Genomic DNA, 16,512 nt, shown 5'->3' on the forward strand with positions numbered 1-16,512 from the left:
CCTGAAGGAGGAACGGGTGCGGCTGGCAGTTCTGACCGATATTCATGGCAACGCAGAGGCCTTGACCGCCGTCCTTGCCGACATCGCGGCGCGGGGCTGCGATGGCATGGCCGTGCTGGGCGACATCGTGGGCTATGGGCCGGACCCGGCCTGGTGCGTCGACCGGGTGCGCAGCCTTGGTTGCGTCACGCTGCAGGGCAACCATGACGCGGCGATCCGGGGCTCGGGCGATGACATGTCGACCAATGCGCGGCTGGCGATCGACTGGACCCGCGGGCAGCTTTCAGCGGATCAGGCGGATTGGCTGGCCGGCTTGCCGCTGACCGCCGAGATGGAGGGTCTGGCCCTGGTCCATGCCAGCTGGCAGGCCCCCGCCGACTGGATCTATGTGACCGGAGAGGCCACCGCCGCCGGGTCCTTTCGGGCCAGCCGGGCGCGATTGACGCTGTGTGGTCATGTCCATGTGCCGCAGCTGTATTCCCAGGACCTGCGCGGCATGGTCGCGGGGATGCGGGTGAGCATCGGCCAGGCCATGCCCTTGCTTTTGACCCGCCGCTGGCTGGCCGTCGTGGGCTCTGTCGGTCAGCCGCGCGACCGCTCGCCGCTGGCGGCCTGGGCTTTGGTCGACACCACGGCGCAAGAGATCACCTTTCGCCGCACCCCCTATGACTGCGGCGCCACCGCGCTGAAGGTCCGCGCCGCGGGCCTGCCCGAGGCCCTGGCCCTGCGACTGCTTGGCGGAGATTGACATGCTGCGACCCGAAAAGGGCCTGACCATCGACGGCTTTACCCTTGGCGACCCACTGCACGAGGGCGGCTTTGCGACGATCTGGGCCGTGACCCATCCGCTGTATCGCACGCCGATGATCCTGAAGGCGCCCAAGATCCTGGATGGCGACGATGGCCCGACCATCGTCGGCTTCGAGATCGAACAGATGATCATGCCGCGCCTGACCGGTCCCCATGTGCCCCGCATCATGGGGCAGGGCGGCTTTGACAGCCTGCCCTATATCGTCCAGGAGGCGATCCCCGGCCACTCGCTGCAATCGCGCTTTGACATGGGGCCCTGGGCGCTCTCGGACCTGCTGGAGACGGCGGCCCGCGTGGCCGAGGCCCTGGCCGCGCTGCACGCCCAGGGCGCGGCGCATCTGGACATCAAACCCGCCAATATCCTGACCCGCGAGACCGGGGAAATGGTCCTGATCGACTTTGGCCTGGCGCGTCACCGCGACCTTCCGGACCTGCTGGAAGAGGAATTCCGCATCCCGATGGGGACTTACCCCTATATCGCCCCCGAACAGGTCCTGCAGACGCGGGGCGATCCGCGGTCGGATATATTTGCCCTTGGCGCGCTGTTGTATGAGATGGCCACCGGTCGCGCGCCCTTTGGGATGCCGTCCAAGATGAAACAGCTGAAAAAGCGGCTTTGGCTGGACCCGGTTCCGCCGCGCTTTCTGCGGCCCGATCTGCCAGAGTGGCTGCAGGAAATCATCCTGCGCGCGCTGGAGGTCGACCCCGAGCGCCGCTATCAGACCGCCGCTCAGCTGCGGTTCGACCTGCAGCATCCGGGGCAAGTGGTCCTGACCGCGCGGGGGCGCAAGCTGAAGCCCGACGGCTGGGTCACGCTGTGGAAGCGGCGGCGCAGGATGCGCGGGGTGACGCGGCTTGGCGCCACCTGGGCGCGGGCCGATGTGCCGATCCTGCTGGTCGCGGTCGATCTGTCCCCAGAGGGTGAGGCGCTGCATGACCTGCTGATCACCTGGGTCCGCCGCATGTTGACCCATCAACCCGATGCCCGCGTGGCGCTGGTCAACGTGATCCGCACCGCGATCCTGGGGCTGGACAGCGGCACGGATGCGGCGGGGCAAAGCATCCATGTCAGCCGGCTGGTGGCCTTGAAGCATTGGGCGGCCGATCTGAAGGGCGGGGGGCTTGATGGGGCTGGAATGAACGGAGGGGGGCTGAATGGAGGGGGCCTTGACCTGCCCGAGGCGCAGTTGACCTTTCAGGTGCTGGAGAACTCTGATGCCGCCCAGGCGATTCTGGATCATGCGGCGCAGGTGGGGGCCGATCACATCCTGATGGGCGCACGCGGCCATTCGACGGCGCGGCGCTATCTGGGGTCCGTCTCGGCCAAGGTCGTCGCAGAGGCCGCGGCCTCGGTCACAGTCATCAGGGCGCCCAGCCCGGGTGCGCCCAGTCTAAGTGCGCAAACAACAGGTGCGCCCAGCCCGGGTGCGCCCGGTTGACTTCTGGCGCGGCACAGGCCGTCATGGCGTCATGAAGCAACTGGCGCGCACATGGGCAAGGCGGCCCGAGGTTTGGCAGGTTCTGGCCTCGGGCGATGGGGCCTGGGCCTTCTGGACCGGCAAGGGCGATCATGGGCGGGATGTGTTTTGCGCGCCCCTGACCGTCGCCCCGTCCAAAGCCCCGTTCACAGCCCTGCCGTCCACAGCCCTCCTGTCCGGCGGCCATCCGGAACAGCTGACCTTCGGGCCCGATCACCACGACATCCGCGATGTGTCGGGCGATGGGTTGCGGCTGATCCTGGGGCAAAGCCGCAACGGGTCGGGCCATGACCACCTGTTGCTGTTGGACCGGACGCTGGGCAACCGCCTGCGGCTTTTGACGCCCAAGCAAGAGCGGCACCACCTGCGCGGCGGGGTCTTTGTGTCGGGCGGGGTGATCTTTGCCAGCGACGAAAACGGCGCTCCGACGCTTTGGCGGCTGGACCTGACCTCCGCCAGGCTAGAGGCCCTGACTGCGCTGCCCTGCCTGCCCCGGACGGTGCAGGCAGGCCCGGGAGGGATCTTGCTGGCGGGCGACGGCCTGTGGCTTTGGGATGGCGCCCTGCGCGACCTTTTGGCGGGCGTCACCAAAGCGACCTGGATCGACGCCACCCGCATCGCGGTTCTGGGCGACCGGCCGGGGATCGTGACGCTGACGGGTGGGGTGGAGTGGCTGGAGGGCCGGGACATCGCGGCGGGTCACGGGCGCTGGGCGCTGACACGCACAGAGGAGGCGCCGGGATTTCGGCCCATGGCGGCCTTGCCCGAAGGCTGGCTGGGCGTCACCCGCGACCCCTGCGCCCCGCCCGAGGTCTGGGCCGACCGCCGCCTGGACGCGGCCACCGGCCCGACGCTTGACCCGGCCGACGTGACAGAGTTCGGCCCGCTTTGGCGGCCGGATGCGCCCAAGGGCCTGGTCGTGATGCCGCCCGATCCGGCCTGGACCGGCTTTTTCACCGCGCTGGGCTGGGCGGTCATCGGGCCGCAAGCCGACCTTGCCGCCGCACTCCGCGCGCTGGACCTGCCGCCCCGGGTCTGTCGGATCGACGGCCTCACTCACCTGGCCACGGGTGTCATCCGCATCGGTCCCGCCCCGGTGCCCGAGGATGTGCCCACCCTGCGCGTCCATTTCGCCCATGCCCCGACGCGGGGCCGCAGCCCGGATCTGTTCCTGCCCGACGAGACCAGCACTATCACCCGCCCCGCCAACCTTCAGGCCTTTTTCCTGCGCGCCGCCGCCTTCCTGGAGACCCTGTGATGCTGCAAGGCTTTTTCGTCCCCGGTCCGCAGGATGACGGCGACCCGGTCACGGGTATCTTTTACGAAACCGCCAGCCCCGACCCCAAGGCCGCGCAGGTCTGGGGTTACACCGACAAGATCAGCTATGACCCCGGCGAGACCCTGCGGCTTCATGCCATGGGCCAAGGTCCCGCGCGGTTGACCATCCTGCGCGACGGGATCACGCCTGAAACCGTGCATGAGCAGGATATCGCGGTGGATTTCGCGCCGACCCCGGAACAGGCCTCGGTCACGGGTTGCGCCTGGCCCGAGGTCTTGCGGCTGGTGCTGCCCGACTGGCGCTCGGGCGTTTATGTGCTGCGCCTGACCGTGCCGGGCCATCAGTCGGACCATATGTTCGTCGTCCGGGGCGTCAGTGACCTGACCATGATCCTGTCCACCGGCACCTGGTGCGCCTATAACGATTGGGGCGGGTCGAACCATTATCAGGGCATCACCGGGCCGCATGGGGTGGAGTTCGCGCCCCATGTGTCGATCCATCGGCCTTGGGCGCGGGGGTTTGTGTCCTGGCCCCATGATGCGCCGCGCATCCCCCATGCCTCGCCCCTGCTGACGCGGCCGCGCTATCCGCATATGGACTATGCCCGCGCCAAGGGCGTGTCGAAAAAATACGCCTCTTCGGGTTGGGCGGCGTTTGAGCGGCCCTTTGCGCTGTGGTGCGAGGCGCAGGGAATTGCGCTGTCCTTTATCACGCAACATGACCTGCACCGCGGTGTGACCCCGGGCAAGCGCGCGGTGATCGTGGGCCATGACGAATACTGGACCTGGGAGATGCGCGACCATCTGGACGCCTGGGTCGATGCGGGCGGAGAGCTGGCGCGCTTCGCCGGCAACTTCTTTTGGCAGACGCGGTTGTCGGACGATCTGTCGGTCCAGACCTGCTACAAATACGACGCGCCGCGGGCGGACCCGACGTCGGACCCGTCGCGGTTGACCTCGTATTGGGATCATCCCGGGGTGGGGCGGCCTGCGGTGGCCTCGATGGGGTTGACCGGGTCGATGGGGGTCTATGCCGGCTGGAGCCGCTGTGCCGCCCATGGGTCGGGCGGCTTTGCCATCTATCGCCCCGACCACTGGAGCCTGACCGAAAGCGGGCTGGGGTATGGCGATGTGCTGGGGGCGGCCTCGCGCATCTTTGCCTATGAGGTCGACGGGATCGAGATGACGATGACCCAGGGCCTGCCTTTCCCGGTCGATCCGGGGCTGGTGGGCGATTTGCAGATCATCGCCTGGTCGCCTGCCACGACCTTGGCCCATTCCACCGGCCCGCATGACGCAGACAAGTTCATCGGCCATCTGGATGCCGAAGAGGTGGCCCAGGTGGTCTATGGCGCGGTGACGCCCGAAACGGTCGGCCGCGCCAGCCGGGGGAATGGCTGCATCGCGGAATACCGGCGCGGCAGCGGCGCGGTCTTTAACGCCGGGTCCTGCGAATGGGTGGCCGGGCTGATCGCCCGCGAAGCCCCGGTTGAACGGGTGACGCGGCGGGTGCTTACCGGGGTTTGGGGCTGATCCGGTCCAGTGCCAGCACGGCAAGTCCCGCCAGAAGCCCCCAAAACGCCGCGCCCACACCGTAAAGCGCCAGCCCCGAGGCGGTGACGGTCAGCGTGATCGTCGCGGCAAAGCGCTGGGGCGGGGCGGCAAAGGCGCCGGTCAGGGCTCCGGTCAGGGGGCCCAGCAGGGCAAGGCCGACCAGCAGCGTCAATATCCCGGGCGGCAGGTCGCGCAAAAGGCCGATGACCTCGGGCGACAGGGCCGCCAGCGCGACCCAGGCCCCGGCATAGGCCAGCCCGACTTTCCAGCGTTGGTCGCGGTCGGGATGCACGTCGTCGCCCATGCAGAGGGCGGCGGTGATGGCCGCCATGTTGACCGTATGCGCGCCGGCGAGGGCCCCCAGGACCGAGAGCGCGCCGGTGGTGATCAGCGCCGGCGCGACCTGGGGCGTATAGCCCGCCGCGCGCTGGGTGGCGAAACCGGGCAGGTTCTGCGAGGCCATGGTGACAAGATACAGCGGCAGGCCAAGGCCGATCAGCGCCTGGGTCGAAAGCTGGGGCGCGATAAAGGTCAGCTGCGGCCAGGCAAGGGCCAGCGCAGGCGGCGCCCCCCAAAAGGCGGCGATCAGGCCGGTGGACAGGGCCGCAAGCACGGCCAGCGCGGGATTGCGCAGCCGCACCAGGGCAAAGACCGCGATCATGGCGGCGGCGATGGGGCCAAGGCTGGGGCTGGCGGCCAGACCCCTGAGGCAAAAGGGCAAAAGCACGCCCGCCAGCATGGCAGAGGCCACGGAGTCGGGGATGCGGGCGATCAGCGCGCCCAGAGGCCGGATGGCGCCGCTGGCCGCGATCAGGGCGCCGGCCAGGAGGAAGGCGCCGACGCCCTCGGCCATGGTCAGGCCCTGGGTGGCGGCGATCAGGGCGGCTCCGGGGGTCGACCAGGCCAACACCGTGGGGATGCGGCCCCGGGCGGAAAGGAAGGCCGAGCCCGCGGCCTTCATCAGGCAGATGGCCGTCACCCACGAGGCGGTTTGCGCCGGGGTTGCCTGCAGCGCGGCGGCGGCGGCAAGGACAAGGGCGATGGTCGACCCAAAGCCCACCAGGGCCGCGACCAAAGCCGCAGAGATCATGGAAAGTCGCATCAGCCCCTCCGTTTTGGCCTTGGTGGCGCAAGGGCGAGAGAAGGTCAACCGGGGGGCCAGGCTGACGGGCGACAGGGGAACCGGCTACAGATCCACCGTCACCGGGAAATGATCCGAGGCCGCCAGCACCGCCGCGGACAAGTCCGCCACCCCCGCCACGCCCGGATCGTTGAACGGATGCCAGATCCGCCAGCGCGCCGCATCGGTGAACAGGTCATGGCTGACCATCACGTAATCCAACAGCGCCTCGAAATAGCATTTGTGGACCGGGTTCCAGAACCGCGCCGTCGTGGGGGTCAACCCGCCCCTTTGGTTGATCGCCAGAAAGGCATGGGGATCGAACAGCCGCCGCGGCCGGGGCAGGGACAGGCCCATCACCAGCTCGACCCCCGACACGCCGAACAGCCGTTCATACTTGTCCAGCCCCGGGCCGTCGTTGAAATCGCCCATCACCATCAGGCTGTCGCCCGCGGCCAAATGCGCCTCGACCCGGGCCCGGACCCAGGTACATTCCGCCAGCTGCTTGCGACGGTTGGTGATCGAGATCCGCCGCGCCTCCTCGGCGCCATTGGCCCCATGCGGCGCCTTGGACTTGGCATGGACCCCGATCAGCCGCAGGTGCCGCGTCGCAGTGTCCACCGCCAGCTCTAGCGGCGGCTTGGAGAACCGGATCAGCTCTGCCGCGCCATCGCCATCGGCATCATGGCGCAAGCCCGTGTCAAAGCGCGGCGCCTGCGCGAGGCTTCCGCCCTGGGCCAGCGCCGGGGCGCCTTGGGGGTCGTGACGCGCCGCCATCACATCGGGGTCATACAGAAAGGCGATCTCTTGTTCGGTGTCCGAGGCAAAGCCCACCACGGCGCGGCGCGCCCGCAGGCCGACATGCGCGGCCAGACCCTCCAGCGCGCGCAGCGTGGACCGGCGCGCCGATTGGTCGGGCGCCTCGATCAGCATGATCCCATCGGCATCCAGCGCGGTCAGGACGATGCCGATGGCCGCAAGCTGTTCCCCCCGCGTCACCCCATATCGCGACGAGGGCTGATCATCGGGCAGCATCGCCCCCTGATCATCGAACAGCGCGTTCATCCAGGCGACATTCCAGGTCGCGAATTTCATGCGGCGCGCTTCTGGATCACGTCCCATGCCGCGTTGATCGCCCGCATCCGGTCTTCGGCCAGGCGCACGGCCTCGGGCGGGACACCGCGCGCGATCATCCCGTCGGGATGGGAGGCGCGGACGGCCTGGGCCCAGGCGCGGCGGACCTCGTCCAGGGGCGCGCCGGGGTCTACACCCAGCACGGCATAGGGATCACCCGGCACATGCCGCGCCCGCAGCGCCGCAAAACAGCGCTGATCCAGGCCGAAGATGCGGGCGACCTCGGTCAGGAAGGCTTCTTCGCCGGGATGAAAGCTGCCATCCGCCAGGGCGATGTGAAACAGCCCCTCCATCAGGTCGATCAGAACCTCGCGGTCGCCGGGGAACATGGCCGCGATCTTGCGCGCATAGGCGTCAAAGCCCGCCACATCCTGCCGCGCCAGGTTAAAGACACGGGCCGCGGCATCCTCTTCGCCCGGGGGGATCACGAAGACCCGGCGAAAGGCCGCGACCTCGCCCCGCGTCACCTCGCCATCGGCCTTGGCCATCTTGGCCCCCAGGGCAATGACCGCGATGGTGAAGGCCACGGATTTTTCGGGCGGGCTGCGGAAGCGGTCGAAAACCTCGGCCAGGCCCTGACCGGTGGCCAGAGAGGAGATGGCTTCGACGATGCGCGACCAAAGTGACATGGGTTCACATTAGGGCCTGTGGACCGCAAGGGAAAGCCATTGCCCCCGATTGTGCGGAGTATTGCGCGGAAAAGCGACGCTTGGCTTTTGGCGGCTTTGGGTCCAAATGGGCCGAAACCAGCAAGGAGGCCGGGATGGGCGCGCGTTTCTCGTATCAGGTCAAGGCCACCGACGGCATGGCAAGGACCGGGGTGATTTCGACCCCGCGCGGAGAGATCCGGACGCCGGCCTTCATGCCGGTGGGCACGGCCGCGACGGTCAAGGCGATGATGCCCGAAAGCGTGCGCGCCACGGGGGCCGATATCCTGCTGGGCAACACCTATCACCTGATGTTGCGCCCCACGGCAGAGCGGATCGCCTCCCTGGGCGGTCTGCACAAGTTCATGAACTGGGAGCGGCCGATCCTGACCGACAGCGGCGGGTTTCAGGTCATGTCGCTGGCGTCCCTGCGCAAGCTGACCGAGGAAGGCGTGCGGTTTTCGTCGCATATCGACGGGTCCAAACACATGCTTTCCCCCGAACGCAGCATGGAGATCCAGAAGCTGCTGGGCTCTGACATCGTCATGTGTTTTGACGAGTGCCCCGCGCTTCCGGCTGATGATGCAGTGGTTGCGGCCAGTATGCGGATGTCGATGCGGTGGGCGCAACGGTCGCGCGATGCCTTTGGCGACCGTCCGGGCCATGCGCTGTTCGGGATCATGCAGGGCGGGGTGACAAAGGATCTGCGCGAGGAATCCGCGGTGGCCCTGCGCGGCATCGGCTTTGACGGCTATGCGGTGGGCGGCCTTGCGGTGGGCGAGGGGCAGGAGGCGATGTTCAGCGTGCTGGACTACGCGCCGGGGTTTTTGCCCGAGGACAAGCCGCGCTATCTGATGGGGGTGGGGAAACCCGATGACATCGTGGGCGCGGTCGAACGCGGCATCGACATGATGGATTGCGTGTTGCCCAGTCGGTCGGGGCGGACGGGGCAAGTGTGGACCCGCCGCGGCCCGGTGACGATCAAGAACGCCCGCCACCAGAACGACCCCCGCCCGGTGGACGAGGCCTGCACCTGTCCCGCCTGCCGCAACTACTCGCGCGCCTATCTGCACCATGTCTTCAAAAGCGACGAGATCATCGCGTCGATGCTGATGACCTGGCACAACCTGCATTACTACCAAGAGCTGATGCAGGGCCTGCGCGATGCCATTGCCGCGGGGCGGCTGGCGGCTTTCGTGGCCGAGTTCCATGCGCAAAGGGCGATGGGGGATATCGAGCCGCTGTGAGATCCACCCAAGGTTGAAGCCGGTCAATCAACTTTTCGTCAAGGTTGACGATTCGGGTCTTTTCATGCAGCCTTGGGAAAGTAACTTTACCGAGGGATTCAGATGAAACATGCGACTTTGTGCGCCGTGGCGCTGAGCTTTTTGCCGATGGGCGCTGCGGCGGCCACCGTGATCAACTTCGACGATCTTGGCCCAAGTGTGGTGGTCGGATCGACCTATGCCGGCGTGACCTTTGTGGATGCCACGACGGATCAATTCTTCCTGGCTGGCTATTCGGCGCCGACCATCATCCGGTCAAGCTCTGCCACCTATCAGCCGCAGCAGGCCAGCCCGATTCAGGCGGTCTTTGCCGCGGCGGCGTCCTTTGTGTCGTTGACCGGACTGGACATCGGGGCGAATGGCTATGTGCTAAAGGCGTTTGACGCGATGTCGGGCGGCAACCTGGTGCAAATGGCCAGCTTTACCGGTGTCGACATCGGTGTTGGCACCTTTCAGACGCTGTCGGTCTCGGGGCCGTCGATCTGGCGGGTGGAGTTCTCGCAAATCGCGGAGACAGGGGTCGGCGACGGCATGGCCTTTGACGACTTCACCTATGAGCTTGCTGCGGTTCCGGTGCCGGCAAGCCTGCCGCTGATGCTGGCGGGCCTGGGCGGCCTTGGCCTTTTGGCGCGTCGGCGCAAGTCCTCCTGACCTGCGGGTCCATATCTGGGGGCTGTCCCGTCCGCGGGGCAGCCCTTTTCCTTTCCGCGCGAAATGGCGACAAGTCGACCCTTTCCGATCATTCCGCCTTTACCCTGTCCCTTGGCCCGCCTTGCACCCGGCCCCCTGCCGGTCCATGCTGGGTGAAACGTGATCGCCGGGGGCCATTGAAACCCCCGCGCCATTGCCCCAAATTGGACGCATGGGGAGAGCCCAAGGGTTGCCGCGAACGGGGCCCCGCTCTCCTGCCGGAAAGGAACCGAGATGACGGACAAACTTCCCCAAAGCTACCCGGTGTTGCCGCTGCGCGATATCGTGGTTTTCCCCCATATGATCGTGCCGCTGTTCGTCGGGCGCGAAAAGTCGGTGCGTGCCCTTGAAGAGGTCATGCAGGACGACAAGCAGATCCTGCTTTCCAGCCAGATGGACCCTTCGGTCGATGATCCGGCTGTCGAGGGCATCTACCGCGTCGGCGTCATAGCCAATGTGCTGCAACTGCTGAAACTGCCCGATGGCACGGTCAAGGTGCTGGTCGAGGGCAAGGCGCGCGTGCGCATCACCGATTTCCTGCCCAATTCCTCGTTCTTCGAGGCCCGGGCCGAGGTGCTGGACGAAACCCCGGGCGACCGCGTCGCCGCCGAGGCCTTGCAGCGTTCGGTCACGGACGAATTCGAACGTTACGCCAAGATCAAGAAGAACATCCCCGAAGAGGCTTTGTCGGCGGTTGCCGAAACGCATGAGCCGGCGCGGTTGGCCGATCTGGTCGCGGGGCATCTGGGCGCCGATGTCTCCTTGAAGCAGGAAATCCTTGAGACGTTGGACGTCGCTCAGCGGCTGGAGAAGATCTATGGCCATATGCAGGGCGAAATGTCGGTCCTGCAGGTCGAGAAAAAGATCAAATCCCGGGTGAAAACCCAGATGGAGAAGACCCAGCGCGAATATTACCTGAATGAGCAGATGAAGGCCATTCAGAAGGAGCTGAACGAGGGCGACGAGGGCCAGAACGAGCTGGACGAGCTGGAGGCCCGCATCAAGGCCACCAAGTTCAGCAAAGAGGCCCGCGAAAAGGCCGAAAGCGAGCTGAAAAAGCTGAAATCCATGTCGCCCATGAGCGCCGAGGCCACGGTGGTGCGCAACTACCTTGATTGGCTGTTGTCGGTGCCGTGGGGCGTGAAGAGCCGCGTGAAAAAGGACCTGATCGAGGCGCAAAAGGTCCTGGATTCCGACCATTACGGGCTGGAGAAGGTCAAGGAACGCATCGTCGAGTATCTGGCGGTTCAGGCGCGGTCGACCAAGATCAAGGGGCCGATCCTGTGCCTTGTGGGGCCTCCGGGCGTGGGTAAAACCTCGCTGGGGCGGTCGGTCGCCAAGGCCACGGGGCGCGAGTTCATCCGCATTTCCCTGGGTGGGGTGCGGGATGAAAGCGAAATCCGGGGCCATCGGCGGACCTATATCGGGTCCATGCCGGGCAAGATCATCCAGGCGCTGAAAAAGGCCAAGACGAACAACCCGCTGATCTTGTTGGATGAAATCGACAAGATGGGCCAGGATTTCCGGGGCGACCCGGCCAGCGCGATGCTGGAGGTTCTGGACCCGGAACAGAACGGCACCTTCACCGATCATTACCTGGAGGTCGAATATGACCTGTCCAACGTGATGTTCCTGACCACGGCCAACAGCTATAACATGCCCGGGCCTTTGTTGGACCGGATGGAGATCATCAGCCTCGCCGGTTACACCGAGGACGAAAAGCGCGAGATCGCCAAGGGGCATCTGGTGGCCAAGCAAGTCGCGGCCAACGGGCTCAAGAAGGGCGAGTTCGAGATTTCGGATGCGGCGCTGACCCATGTCATCCGCTATTACACCCGCGAGGCGGGCGTGCGGAATCTGGAGCGGGAAATCGCGAAACTGGCCCGCAAGGCCGTGACCGACATCCTGAAAGGCACGACGAAACAGGTCTCGGTCGACGAGGCCAAGGTGGAAGATTACCTGGGCGTCCAGCGTTACCGCTATGGTCTGGCCGAAAAGGAAGATCAGGTCGGCGTGGTGACGGGCCTGGCCTGGACCTCTGTCGGCGGCGAAATCCTGCAGATCGAGGCGCTGAAACTGCCGGGCAAGGGGCGGATGAAGACGACGGGGAAACTTGGCGATGTCATGAAGGAAAGCATCGACGCGGCAAGCTCTTATGTCCGGTCGGTCTCGCCTGCGCTGGGGGTCAAACCGCCCAAGTTCGAGAATATCGACATCCATGTCCATGTGCCCGAGGGGGCGACGCCCAAGGACGGGCCGAGTGCGGGTCTGGCCATGGTGACGTCGATTGTCAGCGTGATCACCGGCATCCCGGTGCGCAAGGACGTGGCGATGACGGGCGAGGTGACGTTGCGCGGCAATGCCCTGCCCATCGGCGGCCTGAAGGAAAAGCTGCTGGCGGCCTTGCGGGCCGGCATCAAGACCGTGCTGATCCCCGAGGAAAACGCCAAGGACCTGGCCGATATTCCGCAAAACGTGAAGGACGGGCTGGAGATCATCCCCGTGTCCCATGTCCGCGAAGTGTTGAAAGTGGCCCTGGTGCGTGAGCCCGTGGCCGTCGAATGGGACGAGGCCGCCGAAGAGGCCGCGCAGGCCGCCCGCACGGCAAGGATCGACGAGGCGCCGTCCAAAACCGCTCATTGACCCTGAAACGCCCGCTTTGTGCGGGCGTTTCCTTATCCAACGGGGCTTTCGTTAACCTTTTCCCGCCGCCTCTCTAGGCAAGCGGGGAAAATGCCGTTAGCCTTGTTTCCAAATCTTGAACAATGGACCGAACATGGCCTCGAAACCGACTTCCTCCCGTGCCAAAGCAAAGCCCGCCCCTGCTGCGCCCGAAGTGGTGGCCGAGGCCGCTCCCGAGGCCAAGACCGCGACGCTGAACCTGCGCGTCTTGCTGGAGCGGGTCGGGGGCAAGACCGCGGTCAAGAAGAAAGACCTGCGCGAGGTCGTCGAAGTCGCCTTGGCCGAACTTGGCGCGGCGCTGGTCAAGGGCGAGCAGGTCAACCTTCCCGGCCTGGGTCATCTGAAGGTTGCCCGCACCGAGGACAACGGCAAGATGGTGCTGAAGCTGCGCCAGGCCGACCCCTCGGCGGTCAAAGAAAAGCCCGCAAAGGGCGAGAATGATGCGAAAGAGGCTCTTGCAGCGGCCAACGAAGCCGACTAAAAGCCGCCGCAATGGGTCGCTAGCTCAGCGGTAGAGCACTACCTTCACACGGTAGGGGTCATAGGTTCGATCCCTATGCGACCCACCATTCCAAAGGCGCGCCCCACCCGGCGCGCCTTTTGATTTGCCGGGCCTTTTGATTTGGCAGGGCTGTGCATCCGCAGCGTAGCCCGGGGTATACCCCGGGTTTCGGAAATTTCGGTTTGCAGCCCGACCGATCCGCGGGTAAATCTGGGGTCAGGGGTGGTTAGCTCAGTTGGTAGAGCGTCTCGCTTACACCGAGAATGTCGGCGGTTCGAACCCGTCACCACCCACCACTCCCATATGCAGCACCCGGACCTCGCCCTTGGTTCCCTTTTGCGATTTGGTAGATTTTTAGGTTCATGCTAGCGTTTTCAAGTTGGAGCGTTCCGACATGTAACCTTGGTAGGGGTAGGCAATTATGTCTCTGAACTTTAAAGCTTTTGCGGCGGCGGTCGTGATCGGCCTTTCCACTTTGACTTCGACGGAGGCGGCAACGATTCGGACGGGTTTCGATGCCAACACCTTGCCGCGCAACGACGATGGCAGCACGGGGGCCGTGAATGTCGGCTTCCTTCTGAACTTTTTCGGGGTCTCGACCAACTCGATCTTTGTGAACAACAACGGCAACGTGACCTTTACGCAGCCGTTGCCAACTTTCACGCCATTCGGTCTGACGGGCGCCGTAACGCAGCCCATCATCGCGCCGTTCTTTGCCGATATCGACACAAGAGCGGCAGGCTCTGCGGTCACTTATGGCGCAGGATCGGTGGGCGGCCGTCAAGCCTTCGGCGTCAACTGGCAGGACGTGGATTACTTTGGCGGCTCACTCAGCCATACCGCGCGCAACAGCATCCAGCTTATCTTGATTGATCGGTCGGATATCTTGGCTGGGGCCTTCGACTTCGAGTTCAACTATGGCTCGATCCAGTGGGAAACCGGTCAAGCCAGCAACGGCAATGCCAATGGCCTGGGCGGGTTCTCGGCCCGGGTGGGCTGGTCGAACGGCACGGGGACCTTCTTTGAGCAGCCCGGTTCGGGCGTCAATGGCGCCTTCCTGGATGGCGGCAGCAACCAGTTGATCACGGCGACGAACACGCTTCCGGCCAACCCCGGTCGTCTGTTGTTCTCGGTCCGCAATTCGGTGGTCGAGCCCGTGCCGACCGTTCCGGTCCCGGCGACCCTGCCCCTGATGCTGGTCGGGCCGGTCGTTCTGGGTGCAATCGCCCGGCGTCGCGCGCGTAAATCCTGAGTTCGGCGTATCAGGGCAAGGGGGCGCGCCATTGCGCGTCCCCTTGTGCATTGCGGCACAGTCTCCCTGCAGTCTTGGCGCGTGATCCGCTGGAGGTTTGGCCCTATGTAAAGGGGAACAAGGAGACACATGATGAGCTGGAACCCCCTGTTGGACCATTCGATCCCCCTTGGCGATGCCGTGGATGCGATTGAAACCGTGATCGTGCCGCGCGCCCGTGATCTTGGGGGCTTCGAGGTGCGCCGGGCGCTGCCCTCGGCGCAACGGCAGATGGTCGGCCCGTTCATCTTCTTTGACCAGATGGGCCCGGCCGAGTTCCTGACCGGCCAAGGCATCGACGTGCGGCCGCATCCGCATATCGGGCTGGCCACGGTGACATATCTGTATAAGGGCCGCATCCATCACCGCGACAGCTTGGGCACCGATGCCTGGATTGCCCCGGGGGATGTGAACCTGATGACGGCGGGCATCGGCATCACCCATTCCGAACGTCAGGACCAGGACCTGCGCCAGGGCCCCCACGGGCTTTTCGGTCTGCAGACCTGGCTTGCCCTGCCCAAAAGCCACGAGGACGATCCGGCCGCCTTTTCCCACACCGTTGCGGGCGATCTGCCGGTTTTGCAGGGCGAGGGCAAGGAGGTGCGGTTGATCCTGGGGCAGGCCTGGGGTGAGCGCGCGCCGGTCGCCACCGCCTCGGACACGCTTTATGCCGATATCACCCTGGACCCTTTTGCCGCGATCCCCTTGCCCGACGACACCGAGGACCGCGGGCTTTACGTGCTGAAGGGCGAAGTGACCGTGGCGGGTCAGGTGTTCGAGCCCGGACGGATGCTGGTGTTTCGCCCCGGGGATCGGATCTCGGCGCGGGCCGGGGCCACGGGGGCGCGGCTGATGCTGTTGGGCGGGGCCACGATGGATGGGCCGCGGCATCTGTGGTGGAACTTCGTCGCCTCGTCGAAAGAGCGGATCGAGGCCGCCAAAGAGGCCTGGCGCGCGGGCGACTGGATGCATGGGCGCTTTCGTCTGCCGCCGAACGACCGGGACGAGTTCATCCCCGCGCCCGACCGCTGAGGCTTGACAGGCGGCCCGGGGCTTGTCCACGGTGTGTCAGGCCCCGAACGCATTTCTGGGGCGACTTTGATCCTTCAGAAAGGAACGACTTTGGCCGTTTTCACCTATTTCAGCGTTGATTCCGACACCAACAGCGCGTCGATTGCCTTGGACCTGACAAGCCTGACCGCCACCCAATTCGTCTTGCGCGATGCGTTTGGGGCCGCCATCACCTTGACGGGTTCGGGGCTGGTCTATGGGACGACCGGCCCGATCGGCGGCAAGATCACGGGCGTCACCGAAACGACCACCACCGGCGCCACGGCGTTTTCGGGCAGCGGGTTCAACCTGAAGGCCACGGCGGTTGCCCAGGCCATGATCCTGGCCCCGGTGGATGATGGGGCTGCGGCCTTTGCGCTGTTGACCCGTGGCAATGACACGGTGAACGGCAGCGATAACGAGGATTATTTGACCGGTGGGCGCGGCAAGGACACGCTGTTGGCCGGTGCGGGTCAAGATGTCCTGAGAGGCGGCATCGGCGATGACATGTTGACCGGTGGGGCGGATACGGATGTCTTCATCTTTATGCGTTATCGAGATGGCGCCGATGTGATCACCGACTTTGCGGATGGCGGTCCGACCGACGATTTCATTCAGATCAGCCGTTTGGCCTATAAGAACATGGTCGCGACCGAAGATGCCACCGGGGTCACGCTGACGCTGTCCGAGACCTCGTCGATCAAGGTTCTGGGCTGGAGCCTGGAAGACATGGGCCGGGACGATTTCAACCTGGTCTGACCGCGGTCCTTTCCGCTTTGGGCCGGCCAAGGGCGCCGGGTCGGGTGTCGGGTCGGATGCCGGGTCGGATGCGGAAAATTCGGTTTCTGTGCGGATGCGGTCTTGACGCCCCCCGCGGGCTTCCGTAAGACGCCAGCACGTTCTGCGGACCGCTTGCGGTGGTAGCTCAGTTGGTTAGAGTACCGGCCTGTCACGCCGGGGGTCGCGGGTTCGAGCCCCGTCCACCGCGCC

Annotated in this window: 14 protein-coding genes and 3 tRNA genes; 14 read left to right on the top strand and 3 right to left on the bottom strand. The window is 65.6% G+C overall.

From position 1 onward, the window contains the following. Positions 1 to 16: 16 nt before the first annotated feature. From NX862_RS17165 to NX862_RS17180, 4 genes are read left to right on the top strand one after another with little or no spacing between them, the layout of a single operon-like run. The gene (locus tag NX862_RS17165) at positions 17 to 748 is read left to right on the top strand and encodes a metallophosphoesterase family protein (RefSeq protein ID WP_264495162.1); all 732 of its coding nucleotides are present in this window, start codon (positions 17 to 19) and stop codon (positions 746 to 748) included. 1 nt (position 749) lies between these two features. Beyond that, positions 750 to 2,249, top strand: a complete 1,500-nt coding sequence (locus NX862_RS17170; RefSeq protein WP_264495163.1) for a serine/threonine protein kinase — start codon at positions 750 to 752, stop codon at positions 2,247 to 2,249. 31 nt (positions 2,250 to 2,280) lie between these two features. Beyond that, positions 2,281 to 3,546, top strand: coding sequence for a TolB-like translocation protein (locus NX862_RS17175; protein WP_264495164.1), 1,266 nt, complete (start codon positions 2,281 to 2,283; stop codon positions 3,544 to 3,546). After that, on the top strand, positions 3,546 to 5,099 hold the full coding sequence (locus NX862_RS17180; RefSeq protein WP_264495165.1) for a N,N-dimethylformamidase beta subunit family domain-containing protein: 1,554 nt from the start codon (positions 3,546 to 3,548) through the stop codon (positions 5,097 to 5,099). Before NX862_RS17175 ends, NX862_RS17180 begins: the two co-directional genes overlap by 1 nt. Here the strand turns inward: NX862_RS17180 and NX862_RS17185 are convergent. The 3 genes from NX862_RS17185 to NX862_RS17195 form a co-directional block, all read right to left on the bottom strand. Next, positions 5,080 to 6,222, bottom strand: coding sequence for a benzoate/H(+) symporter BenE family transporter (locus NX862_RS17185; RefSeq protein WP_264495166.1), 1,143 nt, complete (start codon positions 6,220 to 6,222; stop codon positions 5,080 to 5,082). The two genes, NX862_RS17180 and NX862_RS17185, sit on opposite strands and share 20 nt — an antisense overlap. A gap of 84 nt (positions 6,223 to 6,306) precedes the next feature. Beyond that, entirely contained in the window at positions 6,307 to 7,335 is a 1,029-nt protein-coding gene (locus tag NX862_RS17190; RefSeq protein WP_264495167.1) for an endonuclease/exonuclease/phosphatase family protein, read from the bottom strand. Beyond that, the gene (locus tag NX862_RS17195; RefSeq protein ID WP_264495168.1) at positions 7,332 to 8,003 is read right to left on the bottom strand and encodes a molecular chaperone DjiA; all 672 of its coding nucleotides are present in this window, start codon (positions 8,001 to 8,003) and stop codon (positions 7,332 to 7,334) included. The genes NX862_RS17190 and NX862_RS17195 overlap by 4 nt, the downstream gene beginning before the upstream one ends. A 134-nt stretch (positions 8,004 to 8,137) precedes the next feature. Here NX862_RS17195 and tgt point away from each other — a divergent pair, with 134 nt between their 5' ends. The 10 genes from tgt to NX862_RS17245 all read left to right on the top strand — a co-directional run bounded on the left by tgt (position 8,138) and on the right by NX862_RS17245 (position 16,510). Continuing rightward, complete coding sequence (gene tgt, locus NX862_RS17200) at positions 8,138 to 9,268, top strand: tRNA guanosine(34) transglycosylase Tgt (protein ID WP_264495169.1); 1,131 nt, start codon at positions 8,138 to 8,140, stop codon at positions 9,266 to 9,268. A 102-nt stretch (positions 9,269 to 9,370) separates the two neighbouring features. Further along, positions 9,371 to 9,958, top strand: a complete 588-nt coding sequence (locus tag NX862_RS17205; protein WP_264495170.1) for a VPLPA-CTERM sorting domain-containing protein — start codon at positions 9,371 to 9,373, stop codon at positions 9,956 to 9,958. A gap of 273 nt (positions 9,959 to 10,231) precedes the next feature. Next, the gene (gene lon, locus NX862_RS17210) at positions 10,232 to 12,640 is read left to right on the top strand and encodes an endopeptidase La (RefSeq protein WP_264495171.1); all 2,409 of its coding nucleotides are present in this window, start codon (positions 10,232 to 10,234) and stop codon (positions 12,638 to 12,640) included. A 133-nt stretch (positions 12,641 to 12,773) separates the two neighbouring features. After that, positions 12,774 to 13,160, top strand: a complete 387-nt coding sequence (locus NX862_RS17215) for an HU family DNA-binding protein (RefSeq protein ID WP_264495172.1) — start codon at positions 12,774 to 12,776, stop codon at positions 13,158 to 13,160. A 13-nt stretch (positions 13,161 to 13,173) separates the two neighbouring features. Continuing rightward, positions 13,174 to 13,248 (top strand) — tRNA-Val (locus NX862_RS17220). Between the two features lie 153 nt (positions 13,249 to 13,401). Continuing rightward, positions 13,402 to 13,477 (top strand) — tRNA-Val (locus NX862_RS17225). A gap of 125 nt (positions 13,478 to 13,602) precedes the next feature. Continuing rightward, the gene (locus NX862_RS17230) at positions 13,603 to 14,433 is read left to right on the top strand and encodes a nidogen-like domain-containing protein (RefSeq protein WP_264495173.1); all 831 of its coding nucleotides are present in this window, start codon (positions 13,603 to 13,605) and stop codon (positions 14,431 to 14,433) included. A gap of 132 nt (positions 14,434 to 14,565) precedes the next feature. After that, positions 14,566 to 15,504, top strand: a complete 939-nt coding sequence (locus tag NX862_RS17235) for a pirin family protein (RefSeq protein WP_264495174.1) — start codon at positions 14,566 to 14,568, stop codon at positions 15,502 to 15,504. A gap of 66 nt (positions 15,505 to 15,570) precedes the next feature. Beyond that, positions 15,571 to 16,281 carry a calcium-binding protein gene (locus tag NX862_RS17240; protein ID WP_264495175.1) on the top strand — a complete coding sequence of 237 codons (711 nt, stop codon included), beginning with the start codon at positions 15,571 to 15,573 and terminating at the stop codon, positions 16,279 to 16,281. A gap of 155 nt (positions 16,282 to 16,436) precedes the next feature. Next, positions 16,437 to 16,510 (top strand) — tRNA-Asp (locus tag NX862_RS17245). Positions 16,511 to 16,512: the final 2 nt, after the last annotated feature.

The sequence above is a fragment of the Stagnihabitans lacustris genome (genome assembly GCF_025950525.1).
GTDB lineage: Bacteria > Pseudomonadota > Alphaproteobacteria > Rhodobacterales > Rhodobacteraceae > Stagnihabitans.